The 17,621-nt window shown below is 70.1% G+C and carries 16 protein-coding genes and 1 tRNA gene; 5 read left to right on the forward strand and 12 right to left on the reverse strand.

Annotated features, from left to right (window positions below; genetic code table 11):
* Positions 1–41: 41 nt before the first annotated feature.
* Positions 42–926, forward strand: a complete 885-nt coding sequence (locus tag ABZX61_RS23195; RefSeq protein ID WP_355197426.1) for a sulfotransferase — start codon at positions 42–44, stop codon at positions 924–926.
* Here ABZX61_RS23195 and ABZX61_RS23200 read toward each other — a convergent pair.
* From ABZX61_RS23200 to ABZX61_RS23255, 12 genes are all read right to left on the reverse strand, one after another.
* Positions 916–1,812 carry a WecB/TagA/CpsF family glycosyltransferase gene (locus ABZX61_RS23200; protein WP_355197428.1) on the reverse strand — a complete coding sequence of 299 codons (897 nt, stop codon included), beginning with the start codon at positions 1,810–1,812 and terminating at the stop codon, positions 916–918. The genes ABZX61_RS23195 and ABZX61_RS23200 overlap by 11 nt on opposite strands.
* Positions 1,809–2,690: a glycosyltransferase gene (locus ABZX61_RS23205; RefSeq protein ID WP_355197430.1), complete on the reverse strand. Its 882-nt coding sequence runs from the start codon at positions 2,688–2,690 to the stop codon at positions 1,809–1,811. The genes ABZX61_RS23200 and ABZX61_RS23205 overlap by 4 nt, the downstream gene beginning before the upstream one ends.
* Entirely contained in the window at positions 2,687–3,583 is an 897-nt protein-coding gene (locus ABZX61_RS23210; protein ID WP_355197432.1) for a sulfotransferase, read from the reverse strand. Before ABZX61_RS23210 ends, ABZX61_RS23205 begins: the two co-directional genes overlap by 4 nt.
* Positions 3,584–3,670: 87 nt before the next feature.
* Positions 3,671–4,933, reverse strand: coding sequence for a sulfate adenylyltransferase subunit CysN (cysN, locus tag ABZX61_RS23215; protein ID WP_355197434.1), 1,263 nt, complete (start codon positions 4,931–4,933; stop codon positions 3,671–3,673).
* On the reverse strand, positions 4,933–5,847 hold the full coding sequence (gene cysD / locus ABZX61_RS23220) for a sulfate adenylyltransferase subunit CysD (protein WP_350725820.1): 915 nt from the start codon (positions 5,845–5,847) through the stop codon (positions 4,933–4,935). The genes cysN and cysD overlap by 1 nt, the downstream gene beginning before the upstream one ends.
* A 20-nt stretch (positions 5,848–5,867) precedes the next feature.
* Positions 5,868–6,632, reverse strand: a complete 765-nt coding sequence (locus ABZX61_RS23225) for a 3'(2'),5'-bisphosphate nucleotidase CysQ (RefSeq protein WP_355197436.1) — start codon at positions 6,630–6,632, stop codon at positions 5,868–5,870.
* Positions 6,632–8,071: a sugar transferase gene (locus ABZX61_RS23230; RefSeq protein WP_355197438.1), complete on the reverse strand. Its 1,440-nt coding sequence runs from the start codon at positions 8,069–8,071 to the stop codon at positions 6,632–6,634. The genes ABZX61_RS23225 and ABZX61_RS23230 overlap by 1 nt, the downstream gene beginning before the upstream one ends.
* A 108-nt stretch (positions 8,072–8,179) precedes the next feature.
* A complete protein-coding gene (gene pth / locus ABZX61_RS23235) occupies positions 8,180–8,764 on the reverse strand; it encodes an aminoacyl-tRNA hydrolase (protein ID WP_355197440.1) in 585 nt (194 codons plus the stop codon).
* Between the two features lie 63 nt (positions 8,765–8,827).
* Positions 8,828–9,439: a 50S ribosomal protein L25/general stress protein Ctc gene (locus ABZX61_RS23240; protein ID WP_355197442.1), complete on the reverse strand. Its 612-nt coding sequence runs from the start codon at positions 9,437–9,439 to the stop codon at positions 8,828–8,830.
* Between the two features lie 167 nt (positions 9,440–9,606).
* Positions 9,607–10,584, reverse strand: coding sequence for a ribose-phosphate diphosphokinase (locus ABZX61_RS23245; protein WP_350725830.1), 978 nt, complete (start codon positions 10,582–10,584; stop codon positions 9,607–9,609).
* Between the two features lie 64 nt (positions 10,585–10,648).
* Complete coding sequence (glmU, locus tag ABZX61_RS23250) at positions 10,649–12,100, reverse strand: bifunctional UDP-N-acetylglucosamine diphosphorylase/glucosamine-1-phosphate N-acetyltransferase GlmU (protein ID WP_355197444.1); 1,452 nt, start codon at positions 12,098–12,100, stop codon at positions 10,649–10,651.
* A 126-nt stretch (positions 12,101–12,226) separates the two neighbouring features.
* A tRNA-Gln gene (locus ABZX61_RS23255) sits at positions 12,227–12,298 on the reverse strand.
* A gap of 300 nt (positions 12,299–12,598) precedes the next feature.
* Here ABZX61_RS23255 and ABZX61_RS23260 point away from each other — a divergent pair.
* The 4 genes from ABZX61_RS23260 (at position 12,599) to ABZX61_RS23275 (ending at position 17,612) form a co-directional block, all read left to right on the forward strand.
* The gene (locus ABZX61_RS23260; protein ID WP_355197446.1) at positions 12,599–13,537 is read left to right on the forward strand and encodes a fatty acid desaturase; all 939 of its coding nucleotides are present in this window, start codon (positions 12,599–12,601) and stop codon (positions 13,535–13,537) included.
* Between the two features lie 43 nt (positions 13,538–13,580).
* Entirely contained in the window at positions 13,581–14,540 is a 960-nt protein-coding gene (locus tag ABZX61_RS23265) for a TetR family transcriptional regulator (RefSeq protein WP_355197448.1), read from the forward strand.
* Positions 14,541–14,728: 188 nt separating this feature from the next.
* Positions 14,729–16,789, forward strand: coding sequence for an RNA degradosome polyphosphate kinase (locus tag ABZX61_RS23270; RefSeq protein WP_355197450.1), 2,061 nt, complete (start codon positions 14,729–14,731; stop codon positions 16,787–16,789).
* Positions 16,782–17,612, forward strand: a complete 831-nt coding sequence (locus tag ABZX61_RS23275) for an NUDIX hydrolase (RefSeq protein WP_355197452.1) — start codon at positions 16,782–16,784, stop codon at positions 17,610–17,612. Before ABZX61_RS23270 ends, ABZX61_RS23275 begins: the two co-directional genes overlap by 8 nt.
* The last annotated feature ends 9 nt before the right edge of the window (positions 17,613–17,621 follow it).

Here is a 17,621-nt window from a genome sequence, read left to right on the forward strand (position 1 = left end):
GCCGCCTCCACGGAGTGGAGGCCATGGACACGGAGGGGCATATGACGGTCCTGGTGACGGGGTTGCCGAGGAGTGGTACGAGCTGGACCGGCAAGATGCTCGCCGCCGGCGGCGACCTGGTCTACGTCAACGAGCCGCTCAACCCGCAGCACCCGCCCGGCCGCTGCCCGGGGGTGCTCAGGGCCACCGTGACCCACCGATTCCAGTACATCTGCGACGACAACGCCGCCGACTGGCTGCCCGCCTTCCGCGACACGGTGGCCCTGCGCTACCGCTGGCTCTCCGAGCTGCGCGCGAACCGCTCCCCGTACGACCTGGCCCGCCTGCTCCGCTACGGCACCGCCTTCGCCGTCGGCCGCCTGACGGGCCGCCGGGCGCTGCTGGACGACCCGTTCGCGGTGCTGAGCGCGGGCTGGTTCGCCGCCTCCCTGGGCTGCCGGGTGATCGCGCTGGTGCGGGATCCGGTGTCGTTCGTGGCGAGCTGGCAGCGGCTCGGCTGGACGGTCTACTTCCACGAGCTGCTCGAACAGCCGCTCCTGGTCCGCGACCACCCCGAGCTGCTGGAGCTGCGCGCGCTCGTCGGCTCCCAGGACCGCCTCGCCAAGGCGGCCGCGCTGTGGCGGGCGACCCGCGCGATCCTGGACCGCACGCCCGGCGTCCGCGTCACCTCGTACGAGTCGCTGGCCGCCGACCCGCTGACCGGCTTCCGCGGCCTGTACGCCTACGCCGGCCTGCCATGGACGCCCGCGGCCGAACGCCGCATCACGCGGGCCTGCACGGGCCCGTCCGGGACGGGCACGGGGTTCGCCTGGTCGGGCCTGTCCCGCACGGCCTACCGCCCCATGGACTCCCGCCGCGCGCTCGACGACGCCGCCCGGGGGCTCAGCCCGCGGGACGCGGCCCGGGTCCGCGCCCTCACCTCATGAGGCGGGTGACCAGGCTGCCTCCCAGCAGCCGTACCGCGAACGGCAGGTCGTCGACCAGATAGCGGCGCGCCAGCCGCCCCGGCTCGCAGCCCATCCGGTACGCCCACTCCAGCCCGGCCCTGCGCATCCATTCCGGCGCCCTGGAGACCGTGCCGGCGGCGAACGCGATCGCCGCCCCGCACCCCACGAACCACGCCTCCGGCAGCTCCTCCCTCAGGTCGGCGATGAGCCGGTCCTGCCGGGGGAACCCGAGCCCGACGAACACCACCCTCGGCCGGGCCGCGGCCACCATCCTCCGGACGCGCGCGCTCCCCTCGGGGGTGGTGTCGAAGTGGTACGGCGGCGCGTGCACCCCGCACACCTGCAGCCGGGGATGACAGCTCGTGAGCTCCTTGCCGGCCCTGCGCGCCACGCCGGGAGGGCCGCCCAGCAGGTAGACGGGCCAGCCCCGGCGGGCGGCGAGCTTGCTGAGCGACCAGATGAGGTCCGCGCCCGTGACCCGCTCGGGCACCGGGGTGCCGAGCAGCCTGGCCGCCCACACCAGCGGCATCCCGTCGGGCACCACCAGCTCGGCGGTGCACACGAGCTCCCGGAGTGCGGGGTCGGTGGCGGCGGCGCGGCAGATGTCGACGTTCGGGGTGACGATCCGGCCGCCCCTGCCGGCCTCCAGCTCGGCCTCCACCCACCGGACCACCTCGTCCTCGGTGAGCGCGTCCACCCCGATCCCGCCCACCCGCACCCGATCCCACCAGCGGACGGACGCCGCCGCCCGCGCGCGCGGCGGCCCGTCGGGGTGGGTGGGTGGAGACGGGGTCGCGTCCTGGCGCGGGGCCTCGGGGAGGCGCTGGAGCGGGACGTGCGGGGTGGTGGTCTCGGTGCGAGTCAAATGCCGTGCCCCCTACGGTGAAGTGCGGAAAGAACCGCCGGCGCGGAGATGAGGCCGGCCGCCACCGCCAGGGCGATCGGGGCGCGCGGCTCCCCGGCCCGGGCCCCCATGGCGCGCACGGCCCAGCGGACGGCCTCGCGGCGGTGGCCGAGCGCCGCGTGGCCGAAGGCCAGCTGGCCGTAGACCCGTGCCGCGCCGCGCGGGTCCACGGCCAGTTCGGGGTGCCGGGCGAGCATCCAGTCGAGCCCGGCAATGCGGTCCGCCCATCGGGCGACATAGTGGGACCCACCCCAGCGCACCCGGACGAGCGGGCGGTCCACATGGGTGATCGGCCGGCGTCCGGCGGCGCGCAGGGCCAGGTCCCAGTCCTCGTTCTGGCCGCCCGGCGCGCTCTCGTCTACCCGCAGCGCGCCGCGCTCGAACAGGAACGTCGACGAGTGCACCATCACCATGCGCGAGCGGACCAGGTCGTGCGCCGTCACCGTGTCGCACCCGGCCAGGCGGGCCACGCGGCGGTGCCCGTACTCCACCTCGATGCCGCAGCTCGCGAACTCGCCGCCGCGCTCGGCGAGCGCCCGCGTCTGGGCGGCGAGCTTGCCGGGCAGCCACACGTCGTCGTCGTCGCAGAAGGCGACGAGGTCGGTGTCGCAGGCCGCGATGCCGGTGTTGCGGGCGCCGGGGAGGCCCGGGGTGAGCGTGTTCGGCAGGACCGGGACAGAGGGCGGCACCTCGATGTCCCCAGGGGCGGCGCCGTCGGCGACCACGACCACGGACAGGCGCCCGGGGTAGTCCTGGGCCAGCGCCGACTCCACCGCCTCGCGCAACTGCGCCGGGCGGTCGCCACGGGTGGGGATCACCACCCCTACGGAGGGAGTCATGCGAACCCCCGATAGCCGTAGCGGGCCCTGAGCGGCCATGTGAGGGCGTTGACCACCCGGCGGTCGCCGTCCTGCAGGCCCGTCACCCACGCGTCGTCCCGGCGCAGCTCGATCCGCCCCACGTGGAAGCGCATCGGGTTGCCGGACGCGGTGTGAGAGGGGCCGAGCCAGGCCGTGCGGCCGTCCAGGAACGGCAGCTCCGGCTCCGCCAGGCCGAGCCCGAGCGCCAGGGAGCTGAGCGTGGGCCCGGGCGCGGCGAGGAGGTCCTCGTAGCGGACCCTGGTGACGCGGGCCCCGCGTCCCGGCAGGAGCTCCAGCGCGGCGTTCTGGGCCGTCCAGTGGACGGCCGTGTGGGCGGGCCGCCACCGGGTCATCGGCCGCCCGTCCTCGGGGCGCCGCACCGTCCTGGCCCAGGAGTGGGCGACGGCGCGCGGGTCCCTGACCACGTGGACGATCCGTACGTCCACCCCGGCGGCCACCAGGCAGCAGGCCAGCGACGCGTGCTTGCTGGAGTCGATCACGACCGGCGCGCCCGCGGCCTCGTAGAGGAGCCGGTAGGCCTGCACGTACTCGGCCAGGTCGGGATGCGCGATCCGCGCGATCCTGCGCGTGCGGTCGACCCGGCTCCGCAGCGTCAGGACCTTCCCGGCCAGCGCCGGGCTCCATCCGCCGAACGCCCGCTCCCCCACCTGCCGCCAGAAGGGGCAGTCGGGAAAGGCCACGCCGCACCCGCACAGCTCCCCCGCGAGCACGCTCCGCTCCCAGAGGTGCACGACCTCACCGAGCGCGACCACTCCCGGCAGCTCGCCCAGGAGCCGCTCGAGCAGTGTGGTGCCACTGCGCCCGAGGCCGCCCAGGTAGATGACCCGGGTGGTGCTTTCGCGGTCGGTCACGAAAAAGGGCCTTCACGTCGTGAACACGGAACGCGAAGACCCTATCGCGGAGAGTAACCGAGGGTCGGGGAACCCGGAAAGATCTACCTAACGGGCGTCGATGACCATGCCGGCGCCGACGGTGCCGTTCGTGGACTCGTCCACGAGGATGAAGCCGCCGGTGAGCCTGTTACGCGCGTAGTCATCCACGAACAGCGGCTGGGTGATCCGCAGCGACACCCGCCCGATCTCGTTGAGGCCGAGGGAGGCCGCCTCCTCGTCGCGGTGCAGGGTGTTGACGTCGAGCCGGTAGTGCAGGTCGCGCACCATGGCACGGGCCGTACGGGTGGTGTGCTTGATCGTCAGCTTGGAGCGCGGCGTCAGCTTGAGCCCGTCGGCCATCCAGCAGATCATCGCCTCCAGCTCCTGCGCCACCTGCGGCTGGTTGTTGGGCCGGGCGATCATGTCGCCGCGCGAGATGTCGAGGTCGTCCTCGAAGCGCAGCGTCACCGACATGGGCGGGAACGCCTCCTCCACCGGCCCGTCGAAGGTGTCGATCGAGGCGATGCGGGTCGTGAGGCCCGAGGGCAGGTGCACCACCTCGTCGCCGGGCTTCAGCACGCCGCCCGCGACCTGGCCCGCGTAGCCGCGGTAGTCATGGAAGGCCTGCTCGGTGGCCCGCTGCGGGCGGATCACGTACTGGACCGGGAAACGCACGTCGACCAGGTTGCGGTCGGAGGCGATGTGGACGTTCTCCAGGTGGTGCAGCAGCGACGTGCCGAGGTACCACGGCATGTTCTCGGAGCGCGAGACCACGTTGTCGCCGTTGAGCGCGGAGATCGGGATGAAGGTGAGGTCGGCGACGTTCAGCTTGGACGCGAACGCCGTGAACTCCTCCTTGATCTCGTCGAACCGCTCCTGCGAGTAGCCCACCAGGTCCATCTTGTTGACGGCCAGCACCAGGTGGGGCACCCGCAGCAGCGTGGTCAGGAACGCGTGCCGCCGCGACTGCTCCAGCACGCCCTTGCGGGCGTCGATGAGGATGATCGCCAGGTCGGCCGTGGAGGCGCCGGTGACCATGTTCCGGGTGTACTGGATGTGGCCGGGCGTGTCGGCGATGATGAACTTCCGCCGGGGCGTCGCGAAGTAGCGGTACGCCACGTCGATCGTGATGCCCTGCTCCCGCTCGGCCCGCAGGCCGTCGGTCAGCAGCGACAGATCGGTGTATTCGGTGCCCCGGTCGCGCGAGGTGCGCTCGACCGCCTCCAGCTGGTCCTCGAAGATCGCCTTGGAGTCGAAGAGCAACCGTCCGATGAGGGTGGACTTACCGTCATCGACACTTCCCGCTGTGGCAAAGCGAAGAATGTCCATTAGAAGTAGCCTTCCCTCTTCCTGTCCTCCATCGCGGCCTCCGACGCGCGGTCGTCGGCCCTGGTGGCCCCGCGCTCGGTGATCCGGGTGGCCGCGATCTCCTCGATGATCTCCTCGACCGTGGCGGCCGTGGACTGCACGGCGCCCGTGCACGTCATGTCGCCCACGGTGCGGTAGCGCACCACGGCCTCGAACAGCGGCTCGTCGTCACCCCGCTGCACGACCTCGGAGTCGGGCAGCAGCATGCCGTCGCGCTCGAACACCTTGCGGGTGTGGGCGAAGTAGATGGAGGGGATCTCGATGCCCTCGCGCCTGATGTAGTCCCAGACGTCGAGCTCGGTCCAGTTGGACAGCGGGAAGACGCGGATGTGCTCGCCCTTGCGGATGCGCGAGTTGTAGAGGTTCCACAGCTCGGGGCGCTGGTTCTTCGGGTCCCACTGGCCGAAGTCGTCGCGGAAGGAGAAGACCCGCTCCTTGGCGCGGGCCTTCTCCTCGTCGCGGCGCGCGCCGCCGAAGACCGCGTCGAACTCGTGCTCCTCGATCCCGTCGAGCAGCGTGGTGGTCTGCAGGCGGTTGCGCGAGGCGCGCCGCCCGGTCTCCTCGACCACGCGTCCGGCGTCGATGGAGTCCTGCACGCTGGCCACGATCAGCCGCGCGCCGAGCTCGGTGGAGCGGCGGTCGCGGAAGTCGATGACCTCGTCGAAGTTGTGGCCCGTGTCGACGTGCATGAGCGGGAACGGGATGGCCGCGGGCCAGAACGCCTTCTCCGCGATGCGGAGCATGACGATCGAGTCCTTGCCTCCGGAGAAGAGCAGACAGGGACGCTCGAACTCGGCCGCAACCTCGCGCATGATGTGAATGGCTTCGGCTTCGAGCACGTCGAGCTGCGACGTCGTGTAGTCGCGCTGGAGCATGGGAGCTTCCTCCGGCGGTTTTAGCGGTGCAGGTCCCGAATCCCGCTGAGCAGCGATGTCGCTAGCTCAGGTAGGGAAACCAGGATATCCGGTAGTGACGGGTCGGCTTGGTTGTAGGTCAGCTCGGAGCCGTCGATCCGGCTCGCGTGGGCCCCGGCGGCCTGGGCGACGGCGACCGGCGCGGCGGAATCCCACTCGTACTGGCCCCCGGCGTGTACGTACGCCTCGACCTCGCCGGTGAGCACCGCCGAGATCTTCGCCCCGGCGGACCCGATGGGGACCAGGTCGGCTCCGAGGAGGTAGGCCAGCTTCTGCACGAACTCCGGCGGGCGCGTGCGGCTCACCGCGATGCGGAACCGCCCCCCGTCGAAGGAGCGCGGCCCGGGAGGCTCCGCGGTGGCCAGCGTGCGGCCCTGGGCGGGCAGCGCCACGGCGCCCGCGGTCAGCCTGCCGCCCTCCCACAGCGCCACGTGCACGGCCCAGTCGGACCTGCCCTCTTCGGCGAACTCGCGCGTGCCGTCGAGCGGGTCCACGATCCACACCCGGGACGCGCTGAGCCGGCGCGGGTCGAGCCGCTCCTCGCGGGTGGCCTCCTCCGACAGGACACTGTCACTGGGACGGAGCCTGGCCAGCGACTCCATGAGGAAGACGTGAGAGGCCCGGTCGCCCTCCGCGCGCAGGGCGGAGGAGTCGCCGAACCCGGTGCGCTCGCGAATGCGCAGCAGCCGCTCGCCCGCCTCGGTGGCCAGATCAGCGGCGAGTGCGTGGTCGTCGCGAATCGTCATCAATAAGCTCCTTGCCCGCGGGCGACGGCCGACCAAGTCTTCCACAGGATCTGGAGGTCGAGCGTGAGGGACCAGTTCTCCACGTAACGCAGATCGAGGCGGACGGATTCCTCCCACGATAGGTCAGATCTACCACTGACCTGCCACAGGCCCGTCATCCCGGGGCGTACGAGGAGCCGTCTGCGCACGTCGTCGCCGTAGCGCGCCACCTCCTCCGGCAGCGGGGGCCGGGGGCCGACGAGCGACATGTGGCCGCGTACGACGTTGATGAGCTGTGGCAGCTCGTCCAGCGAGGTGCGGCGCATTCGCGTGCCCAGCGGTGTGACCCGGGGATCGTTCCTGATCTTGAAGAGCACGCCGTCGCGGTCGCTGACCAAGGTGATCTTCTGCTGCTCGGAGCCGCGCCGCATGGTGCGGAACTTCAGGATTGTGAACAGCCGCCCGTCCCTGCCGACCCTGGTCTGCCTGAACAGCGCGGGCCCCGGACTCGTCACGCGTACGGCCACCGCCAGTCCCACCAGCAGCGGCGCGAGCAGCACCAGCAGCGCGGTGGCGACCAGCCGGTCGAAGATGTTCTTGACCAGTTTCCTGGCCCCGCCCAGCTCGGGGTGCTCCACGTGCAGGAGCGGCAGCCCGGCGGCCGGTCTGATCATGGTGCGCGGGCCCGCCACGTCCATCAGCGCCGGGGCGACCACCAGATCGGTGTGGGTGCGCTCCAGCCGCCAGGCCAGCCGCCGCAGCGCCTGCCCGTCCATCTCGGGACAGGCCAGCACAGCCACGGTGTCGGCGCGGAACTGGTCGACCACGATCGGCACGTCGCTGAGGTCGCCGGCGACCGGCACCTCGCCCACGAAGTCGCCCGGCACACCCCCCGGCAGGCAGGCGGCCACGACGTCCATGCCGTGGTAGCGCTCCTTCCGGAACAGCCGCACCAGCTCCTCGACGGACGTCTCGTGCCCGACGGCGACCACCTTGCGCATGCACTCCCCCGCCGCCCTGCGCCGGTGCAGGGAGCGGCGCAGGGCGTACCTGAGGAGCAGCGTGAGCAACGTCACCAGCGGCAGCGCGAGCACGACGTAGCCCCGGGCGACGTCGGTCTTGGTCAGGTAGGAGCCGATGGCGGTGGCCGCCGTCAGCGCGACACCCGACTGCACGACCCGGCGGAACTCCTCGGAGCCGACGCCGAGCATGCGCGGCTCGTACGCGCGGTTGAGCGCCACCGCGAACGCCCACACCACCGGCAGGGCCAGGCTGACCAGCAGGTACGGCAGCACGTACGGCGTGAGCTCGCCGAAGCGAACGTAGAAGGCGAGCCCGGACCCCACCCAGGCCCCGCAGAGGTCGCCCAGCACCGCGCGGAAGCGGTAGGAGCGGACCCAGGTAGGCGTGCGTGGGCTGACTCGCCAGGAGGCCACATGGCCCGGTCCGACGACGGCCATGAAGCCCTCACCCCGCACGCATGCCTCCAGGTGACCATTCCTGAACGGACAGTCACAGATGGTAGCTGCGGGAGAGGCAGGGGACCGGCGAACGGACCTATGTGGCGATCAGCGTGGAGGGCCCGAAATATGCAGATCAGACCGGTGGAAGTCGTTCTGGGTGACTTCGAGGCCGCGGGACATCAGCGACTCCACGACGTCGGCCGCCCGGTCCACGAGGAAGGGCAGGTCCTTGCGCTCCATGGTGGCGAAGTCCCGCAGCACGAAGGAGGCCGCGTCCATGCGCCCGGGCGGGCGCCCGATGCCGAAGCGGACCCGCAGGTAGTCTCGGGTGCCGAGGACCTTGGTGATCGACTTGAGGCCGTTGTGGCCGTTGTCGCCGCCGCCGAGCTTGGCCCTGAGCGCGCCGTACGGCACGTCGAGCTCGTCGTGGACGACGATCAGCCGCTCCGGGCCGATCTTGTAGAAGTCGGAGAGCGCCTTGACGGGCCCGCCGGAGAGGTTCATGTAGGTGATGGGCTTGGCCAGGATCGCGGTGCTGGTCTCGCACACCTCAGCCCTGCTCTTGTGCGCCTTGAACCGCCCGCCGGCCCTGGCCGCGAGCTCGTCGAGCACCATGAAGCCCGCGTTGTGCCTGTTGCCCGCGTATTCGGGCCCGGGATTGCCCAGGCCGGCGATCAGCCAGCGATCCATCTGCACCCCTTACAGCGGAACGGGGCGGCTCGAGTCCGGCCGCCCCGTTCACGAATCGGACCGTTACTCGGCGGCGGCCTCGGCGGTCTCGCCCTCAGCGGCGGCCTCGGCGGCCTCCTCGCCCTCCTCCGGAGCCTCGACCGGCTTGGCGCTCACCTGGAGCACGACGGCCTCGGGGTCGGCGGCCAGTGTGGCGCCCTTCGGCAGCGAGAGCTGCGCGGCCGTGATGGCGGTGCCGATCTCCAGGCCCTCGACGTCGACCTCGACGCCGGTCGGGATGTGGGTGGCCTCGGCCTCGACTGCGATGGAAACGAGCTGCTGGTCGAGCAGGCCGTCGGTGTGGACGTCGCCGACCGTGGTGACCGGGATCTCGACCGTGACCTTCTCGCCGCGCTTGACCAGCAGCAGGTCGACGTGCTCGACGAAGCCCTTGATCGGGTCGCGCTGCACGCCCTTGGGCAGGGCCAGCTCGTCGACGCCCTCACCCTGGAGGCGGATCAGCACGTTGGGCGTGCGGAGCGCGAGGAGCACCTCGTGGCCGGGCAGGGTCAGGTGCTTGGGGTCGATGCCGTGACCGTAAAGAACGGCGGGCACCTTGTCGGCGCGGCGGATCTTGCGAGCGGCGCCCTTGCCGAACTCGCTGCGCGGCTCGGCGGCGATACGTACTTCGGACATGACATCTCCTAGGGATGCTTGGAGTCTGGTGGGTGTCGGCGCTCTCCCTCACCCGCCCTAGCGGAAGGCGTTACGAGCGCAACCGGGCCAGTCTACAGCGCTGTCTGCCGAGCTCCGCTCGGAAGGCTGTGATGGATGTCCTCGCTTCGCTGCGGATCCATCACAGCTTACGTATCGCCCTCGAACAAGCTCGTGACCGAGCCGTCCTGGAAGACCTCGGTGATCGCGCGGCCGATGAGCGGCGCGATCGACAGCACCGTCAGCTTGTCGAACCTGTTGGCCTCCGCCAGCGGCAGCGTGTTGGTGACGATGACCTCGGAGATCCGGGAGTTCTTCAGCCGGTCGACGGCCGGGTCGGAGAAGACCGCGTGGGTGGCGGCGGTGATCACGTTGGTGGCGCCCTGCTCGTAGAGGGCGTCGGCGGCCTTGCAGATGGTGCCCGCGGTGTCGATCATGTCGTCGATCAGCACGCAGGTGCGGCCGCGGACCCGTCCGACGACCTCGCTGACCTTCACCTGGTTGGCCACGTCGAGGTCACGGCGCTTGTGGATGAACGCCAGCGGCGTGCCGAGCGTGTCGGCCCAGCGCTCCGACAGCCGGACGCGGCCGGTGTCGGGCGAGACGACGGTGGTGTTCTCCAGGTCGAGCTTGTTCTTGAGGTAGCTCTCCAGCACCGGCATCGCGAACAGGTGGTCGACCGGGCCGTCGAAGAAGCCCTGGATCTGGGAGGTGTGCAGGTCGATCGACATGAGCCGGTCGGCGCCCGCGGTCTTGAACATGTCGGCCATCAGCCGGGCCGTGATGGGCTCGCGGCCCCGGCCCTTCTTGTCCTGGCGGGCATAGCCGAAGAACGGCATGACCACGGTGATGCGCTTGGCGGAGGCCCGCTTCAGCGCGTCGACCATGATCAGCTGTTCCATGATCCACTTGTTGATGGGCGCGGTGTGGCTCTGGATGACGAAGGCGTCGCAGCCGCGTACGGACTCCAGATAGCGCGCGTAGATCTCGCCGTTGGCGAAGTCGATCAGCTTGGTGGGGGTGAGGGAGACGCCGACGTGATGAGCCACCTCGTCGGCGAGCTCAGGGTAGGCCCGGCCCGAGAAGAGCATGAGATTCTTCTCGCCCGGCTGCTTGATACTGCTCATGAGACCTCCTTCGTCGGTCCCATGACCGTGCTGCTGTGCTTACTGATGACCTCGACAAGCTCGGTCATTTGCCACTCTCCTGCTGCTCTTGCTCGGCCAGCGCCCGCTGGGCGGCCGCGGCCGACTTCGTGCCCGCGCGCCTGCGCAAGACCCATTTCTCGATGTTGCGCTGCCGCGCACGCGCCACGCCGATGGCGCCGGGAGGCACGTCGTCGACGATCACCGAGCCCGCCGCCGTGTAGGCGCCGTCATTGACCGTCACCGGGGCGACGAGCATGGTGTCGCAGCCGACGAACACCCCGTCGCGAATGGTCGTCTGGTGCTTGTTGACCCCGTCGTAGTTGACGAAGACGGTGGAGGCGCCGATGTTGACGTCGTCGCCGATCGTGGCGTCCCCCGCGTAGGACAGGTGCGGCACCTTGGAGCGCTCGCCGACCTTGGTGTTCTTCATCTCGACGAACGTGCCGGCCTTGGACTTGCGGCCGAGCACCGTGCCGGGGCGGAGATAGGCGTAGGGGCCGACGCTGACCTCGGGGCCGATGTCGGCGCTGTCGCAGACGGCGTTGCGGACGATGGCGCCTTCGCCGACGCGGGTGTCGGTCAGCGTGGTGGCGGGGCCGACCTCGGCGCCGGTCTCGATCACGGTGTCGCCGTGGAGCTGGGTGCCGGGGTGGATGACCGTGTCGGGCGCGATCCGCACGCCGACGTCGATCCAGGTGCTGCCGGGGTCGATGATCGTCACCCCGGCGCGCATGTGGTCTTCGAGCAGGCGCAGGTTGAGCACCTTGCGGGCGGCGGCGAGCTGCACGCGGTCGTTGACGCCCTCGACCTCGACGAAGTCGCCCGCGACGCAGGCGCCGACCCGATGGCCGTCGCCGCGCAGGATGGCCAGGACGTCGGTGAGGTACTCCTCACCCTGGGCGTTGTCGGTGGACACGCGCTTGACGGCGTCGGCGAGCAGCGAGCCGTCGAAGGCGTAGATCCCGGAGTTCATCTCCTTGATCGCGCGCTGCTCCGGGCTGGCGTCCTTCTCCTCGACGATCTCCAGCACGGCGCCGCTCTCGTCGCGGATGATCCGCCCGTAGCCGGTCGGATCGGGCACGTTGGCCGTCAGCACGGTGACCGCGTTGCCTTCGGCCTCGTGCCGTTCGAGCAGCTCGGCGAGGGTTCGCGGGCGCATGAGCGGCACGTCCCCGTACGTGACCAGCACGGTGCCGGAGATCACACCGACTTCTTCGAGCACGGTGCGGACCGCGTGGCCGGTGCCACGCTGCTCATGCTGGACGACGGCGCGCGCGTCGGGGCTGGTGGCGGCCAGGTGGCCGCCGACCTGCTCCAGCGCGTGGCCGATGACGACGATCAGCTGCTGCGGATCGAGGTCGCGGGCGGCTGCGAGCATGTGGTTGACCAGCGAACGGCCACATAGCTCATGCAGGACCTTGGGGGTCTGGCTCTTCATCCGGGTACCCTCGCCCGCGGCGAGGACGATGACGGCTGCCGGGCGCGGCACACTCACGGACTGAGGCTCCCTGTGACTGGACGGATCAGGGCATTTGGTACGTCTACCGCACCGCTACCCTCCCGACACCGTGAGGATACCTGGACGCACCCCGAACATTCTCGCCGGGGGAGCAGGTCACAGCTCCCGGAAGAGGACTCGAACCCCTACAAAGTGGACCAAAACCACTTGTCCTGCCGATTAGACGATCCGGGACAGATCGGACACGTGGCGTCCGACACATCCCTACGATACCGATCCCGAACCCCGGCGCGCGCCCGTAATTGCGTCCCACACCCGGCTCGGGCGCGAAGTCCCAGGTAACGGCAGGTACGCGGCACGCCGACCGTATAACAGACCGCCCTAAAAGGCGCAAGGCGCGAACCCCACCCACCTTGTTCTGCAGAGCGTCACGTTCCCCCCATTAACGGCTTAGGGCTTCCTTACTTACGCTAGCGTAGGTTACGGTGGCGTAGCCCGGACATACATCCTCATACATGCCGTTGGAGGTCGTCCATGACCGTTGTCGCCGAGCGTTCTTCCCCGACGCCGAAGCCCGAATTCGAACCCGAGCCCCGATCCAAGGCAGAACTGGTCACCTTCACGCTCGTCGTCGGGCTGCCGCTGATCGCGCTCGCGGCCGCGGTGCCGTTCGCGTGGGGATGGGGTCTCGGCTGGTCGGACATCGTCATCTCCTTCGTCTTCTACGTGGTCTCCGGGCTCGGCGTGACCGTGGGGCTGCACCGCTACTTCACCCACGGCTCGTTCAAGGCCAAGCGGCCGCTGAAGATCGCGCTGGGCATCGCGGGCAGCCTGTCGCTGGAGATGTCCGTACTCGACTGGGTGGCCACGCACCGCAAGCACCACAAGTTCTCCGACAAGGAGGGCGACCCGCACTCGCCGTGGCGGTTCGGCCCCGGCTTCAAGTCCCTGTCCAAGGGCCTCCTGTACGCCCACATGGGCTGGCTGTTCGAGAGCGAGCGGACCAACCGCGAGAAGTACGCTCCCGACCTGGTCAAGGACCCCGACGTCATGAAGCTGCACAAGTGGTTCGGCACGATCGCCATCACCTCCATCGTGCTCCCCGGCGTGATCGGCGGGCTCGTCACCTGGTCCTGGCAGGGCGCGCTGACCGCGCTGTTCTGGGGCTCGCTCATCCGCATCGGCCTGCTGCACCACGTGACCTGGTCGATCAACTCCATCTGCCATGTCTTCGGCGAGGAGGAGTTCCAGGTGCGCGACAAGTCGCGCAACGTCTGGTGGCTGGCCATCCCGTCCTTCGGCGAGTCCTGGCACAACCTGCACCACTCGGACCCGACCTGCGCCCGGCACGGGGCGCTCAAGGGCCAGATCGACCTGAGCGCCGGGTCCATCCGGATCTTCGAGAAGCTGGGCTGGGTGTACGACGTCCGCTGGCCCACCCCCGAACGCCTGGCGGCGAAGCGCATTGCCTGACGTAGATCAGCCGGTGAGCGGCCGCGCACCCGTGGCCGTCATTATGGAGACCGTGACCGAACCCCGATCTCGCAGGCGCATGTCCGGTAGCGAGCGCAGAGAGCAGCTGATCAGCATCAGCCGCACCCTCTTCGCGGAGAAGGGGTTCGACGGGACCTCTATCGAGGAGATCGCCGCTACCGCGCAGGTGTCGAAGCCCGTGGTCTACGAGCATTTCGGCGGCAAGGAAGGCGTCTACGCGGTCGTCGTGGACCGCGAGATGCAGAAGCTCCTCATCATGATCACCGAGGCGCTGGCCGCGTCCCATTCACTGATCAAACTGGAGCGGGCCGCGCTGGCGCTGCTCCAGTACATCGAGGAGAGCAGCGAGGGCTTCCGCATCCTGGTGCGCGACTCCCACGCCGCCTCGGGCACCGGCACGTTCGCGAGCCTGATCAGCGAGATCGCCAGCCAGGTCGAGGACGTGCTCGCCGACGAGTTCGCGGCCCGGGGCTACGACCCCAAGCTCGCGCCGATGTACGCCCAGATGCTGGTCGGCATGGTCGCGCTGACCGGGCAGTGGTGGCTCGACGTACGCAAGCCGGGCCGCGAGGAGGTGGCCGCCCACCTCGTCAACCTGGCCTGGAACGGCCTGACCGGGCTCAACCCCGACCCGGCGATCACCGCCGCGACCCGCGACCAGCCCGTCTCCGTCCCCGCCCCGGCCTCCGTCCCCGCCAAGCCGCGCACGAGCGAGAAGGAGCTGCGCGAGCTGGAGAAGGCGCGGGACAAGGAGCTCAGGGAGGCCGAGAAGGCGCGGGTGCGGGAGTTCAAGGAGGCGGAGAAGGCGCGGGTCCGGGACCTCAAGGAGCGGGAGCGGCTGCTCAAGGAGGCCGAGAAGGAGCGCGAGCGGGTGCTGAAGGAGGCGGAGAAGGCGCGGGAGCGCGAAGACAAGATCCGCCAGCGCGAGGCCCGCCTCGCCGAACGCACCGCCCGCCTCGAACAGGCGGACCACCAGGAGTAATCCGCCCTCAGGACCCCGGTCCGGAAGGCGTCGGCGGGAGGGGCGGATGTGGGAAGACTGTCCGGCGGTGGGCTTGAACAGGGGGGATGTCTTGAGTGACGATTGGGTAGAGCGTGGTTGACTTTCCGGGATAAGCCGTTGCGACCGCGTTAACGTTCTGTTCAACCAAACGGGGCAATATAGGCCATATGTCCGCGGAACCGTTCCAACCCGCCAACGACCTGCCCCTGCCTCAGGAGCGGTTTCTCAATCGCGAAGAGAGCTGGCTCCAGTTCAACGAGCGCGTGCTCGATCTGGCCGAAGATCCATCGACCCCCCTCCTGGAGCGGGTGCGCTTCCTGGCGATCTTCGCCAGCAACCTCGACGAGTTCTTCCGCGTACGGGTCGCGGGCCTGAAACGGCGCATGGCCACGGGCCTGCTGCTGCGTACCAAGAGCGGGCTGAAGCCGCGCGAGGAGCTGGCCAGGATCGCCACGATCGCGGACGATCTGGCCATCCGGCACGCCGCGGCCTTCCACCACCACATCTCCCCTCAGCTGGCCGCCGAGGGCATCGAGATCGTCCGGTGGGACGAGCTGGGCCGCGAGGAGCGTACGGAGCTGCGCAAGCTGTTCAGGGAGCGGATCAGGCCCGTGCTGACGCCGCTGGCCGTGGACCCCGCGCACCCCTTCCCCTACATCTCCGGGCTCAGCCTGAACCTCGCGGTCCTGGTGCGGAATCCGGCGACCGATCACACGGTCTTCGCGAGGGTCAAGGTGCCGTCGCAGTTGCCGCGGTTCGTGCAGGCCTCGAAGGACCGGTTCGTCCCTCTTGAGGATGTCATCGCGGCCCACCTGGGGCAGCTCTTCAAGGGCATGGAGATCCTCCAGCACCACGTCTTCCGCGTCACCAGGAACGAGGACCTCGACGTCGACGAGGACGTCACCGAGAACCTCATGCAGGCCCTGGAGAAGGAGCTGCTCAGGCGTCGCTTCGGCCCGCCCGTGCGGCTCGAGGTCGAGGACACGATCACCCCGGAGGTGCTGGCGCCGCTGATCGAGGAGCTGGAGCTGGCGCCGCACGAGATCTACCGGCTGCAGGGGCCGCTCGACCTGTCGGGCCTGCACGCCATCGCCGACCTGGACCGGGGCGAGCTGAGCTACCGGCCGTTCGTGCCCGCCGAGGTGATCAGCGCCGAGGACGACCTCTTCTCGATCCTGCGCGAGCGCGACGTGCTGCTGCACCACCCGTACGACTCGTTCGCCACCAGCGTGCAGCGCTTCATCGAGGTGGCCGCGGCCGACCCCAGGGTCCTGGCGATCAAGCAGACCCTCTACCGCACCAGCGGCGAGTCCCCCATCGTGGACGCGCTGATCGACGCGGCCGAGGCGGGCAAGCAGGTCGTCGTGGTCGTGGAGATCAAGGCCCGCTTCGACGAGCACGCCAACATCTCCTGGGCCCGCAAGCTGGAGCGGGCCGGCTGCCACGTCGTCTACGGCGTGGTCGGGCTGAAGACCCACTGCAAGCTCGCGCTCGTGGTCCGCCAGGAGGCCTCGGGCGAGCTGCGCCGCTACTGCCACATCGGCACCGGCAACTACAACCCCAAGACCGCCCGGCAGTACGAGGACTTCGGCCTGCTCACGGCCGACCCGCTGGTCGGCGAGGACGTGACGGACCTGTTCATCCACCTGACCGGCTACTCCAACCACTCCGCCTACCGGCGGCTGCTGGTCGCGCCCCACTCGATGCGCAGCGGGCTGCTGGCCAGGATCGAGCGGGAGATCGCCCACCAGGAGGCGGGGCGCCCGGCACGGATCAGGATCAAGACGAACTCCCTGGTGGACGAGCCGATCATCGACGCCCTGTACCGGGCGTCCAGGGCGGGCGTCCAGGTGGACCTGTGGGTGCGGGGCATCTGCAGCCTCCGCCCAGGCATTCCAGATTTGTCCGAAAATATCCGCGTAAGGTCGGTCTTGGGGCGCTTCCTTGAGCACTCCCGGGTGTACGAGTTCGGCCTGGGCCGCCGGCCCGAGATCTGGATCGGCAGCGCCGACCTCATGCGCAGGAACCTCGACCGCCGCGTCGAGGCCCTGGTCAAGGTGACCTCGCCGCAGCACAAGGCCTACCTCATCGAGCTGATGGACCTGGCCATGGCCGAGACCACGAACGCGTGGGTGCTGCACTCCGACGGCACGTGGGCCCGCCACCCGGGCGAGGACCCGCAGAGCCATCTCATCAGCACGCGCCGCTGGAGGACCGTTGATGACTGACCTGCTCCGCGCCGCCGGAGCCGTGGTCTGGAGGGGCGAGGAGAGCCGCCCCGAGGTCGCCGTCATCCACCGTCCCAACTACGACGACTGGACCTTCCCCAAGGGCAAGCTGAAGTCCGGCGAGCACGTGATCGCCGCCGCCCTGCGCGAGGTGCGGGAGGAGACCGGGCTGACCGTGCTGCTCGGCCGCGCGCTGCCACCGGTCCACTACCTCAGCTCCGGGCGGCTCAAGCGGGTCGACTACTGGACGGCGCGGGTGGCCGCCGACGACGGGTTCTCCCCCGATGACGAGGTGGACGAACTGCGCTGGCTGCCGTTAGAGGAGGCCAGGCGGCTGCTGACGTACGAATGGGATGTGGGGCTGCTGCGCGCGCTGAAGGCCGCGCCGCTCGAGACCGTGCCCCTCGTCCTCGTACGGCACGGCTCGGCCGGCTCCAGGAACGCGTGGCAGGGCGACGACGAGCTGCGCCCGCTCGACACCGACGGCCGGTCGCAGGCGGCGCACCTGGCCACCGCGCTGCCCGCCTACCGGCCCGAGCTGCTGATCAGCTCCCCCAGTGCCCGATGTGTCCAGACCCTGGAGCCGTACGGGGCCGAACTCAAGCTGGAGCCCCTCCTCAGCGAGGAGGGGCAGGACCCGCAGAAGACCCCCGCCATGGTCAGGGAGATCGCCGTGCCCGCGGCCGTGTGCAGCCACCGCAAGGTGCTCCCCGACCTGATCAGGACGTTGAGCGGAAAGGACCTGCACCTGCGCAAGGGCGCGTTCGCCGTGCTGCAGCGGGCGGGCGGGCACGTCGTCAGCGTCGAGCGCTACGCGGCCTGACCGCCAGCG

This window comes from Nonomuraea sp. NPDC003709 (assembly GCF_040610775.1).
In the GTDB taxonomy this organism is placed as follows: Bacteria; Actinomycetota; Actinomycetes; order Streptosporangiales; family Streptosporangiaceae; genus Nonomuraea; species Nonomuraea angiospora_A.

What these genes read in the sequence shown, in the direction of transcription:
- ABZX61_RS23195 (WP_355197426.1), top strand. Translation starts at nt 42, where the DNA reads ATGACGGTCCTGGTGACGGGGTTGCCGAGGAGTGGTACGAGCTGGACC.
- ABZX61_RS23275 (WP_355197452.1), top strand. Translation starts at nt 16,782, where the DNA reads ATGACTGACCTGCTCCGCGCCGCCGGAGCCGTGGTCTGGAGGGGCGAG.
- cysN (WP_355197434.1), bottom strand. Translation starts at nt 4,933, where the DNA reads ATGGACATTCTTCGCTTTGCCACAGCGGGAAGTGTCGATGACGGTAAG.
- pth (WP_355197440.1), bottom strand. Translation starts at nt 8,764, where the DNA reads ATGGATCGCTGGCTGATCGCCGGCCTGGGCAATCCCGGGCCCGAATAC.
- ABZX61_RS23205 (WP_355197430.1), bottom strand. Translation starts at nt 2,690, where the DNA reads ATGACTCCCTCCGTAGGGGTGGTGATCCCCACCCGTGGCGACCGCCCG.
- ABZX61_RS23230 (WP_355197438.1), bottom strand. Translation starts at nt 8,071, where the DNA reads ATGGCCGTCGTCGGACCGGGCCATGTGGCCTCCTGGCGAGTCAGCCCA.
- ABZX61_RS23270 (WP_355197450.1), top strand. Translation starts at nt 14,729, where the DNA reads ATGTCCGCGGAACCGTTCCAACCCGCCAACGACCTGCCCCTGCCTCAG.
- ABZX61_RS23240 (WP_355197442.1), bottom strand. Translation starts at nt 9,439, where the DNA reads ATGTCCGAAGTACGTATCGCCGCCGAGCCGCGCAGCGAGTTCGGCAAG.
- cysD (WP_350725820.1), bottom strand. Translation starts at nt 5,847, where the DNA reads ATGCTCCAGCGCGACTACACGACGTCGCAGCTCGACGTGCTCGAAGCC.
- ABZX61_RS23245 (WP_350725830.1), bottom strand. Translation starts at nt 10,584, where the DNA reads ATGAGCAGTATCAAGCAGCCGGGCGAGAAGAATCTCATGCTCTTCTCG.
- ABZX61_RS23225 (WP_355197436.1), bottom strand. Translation starts at nt 6,632, where the DNA reads ATGACGATTCGCGACGACCACGCACTCGCCGCTGATCTGGCCACCGAG.
- ABZX61_RS23260 (WP_355197446.1), top strand. Translation starts at nt 12,599, where the DNA reads ATGACCGTTGTCGCCGAGCGTTCTTCCCCGACGCCGAAGCCCGAATTC.
- ABZX61_RS23265 (WP_355197448.1), top strand. Translation starts at nt 13,581, where the DNA reads ATGGAGACCGTGACCGAACCCCGATCTCGCAGGCGCATGTCCGGTAGC.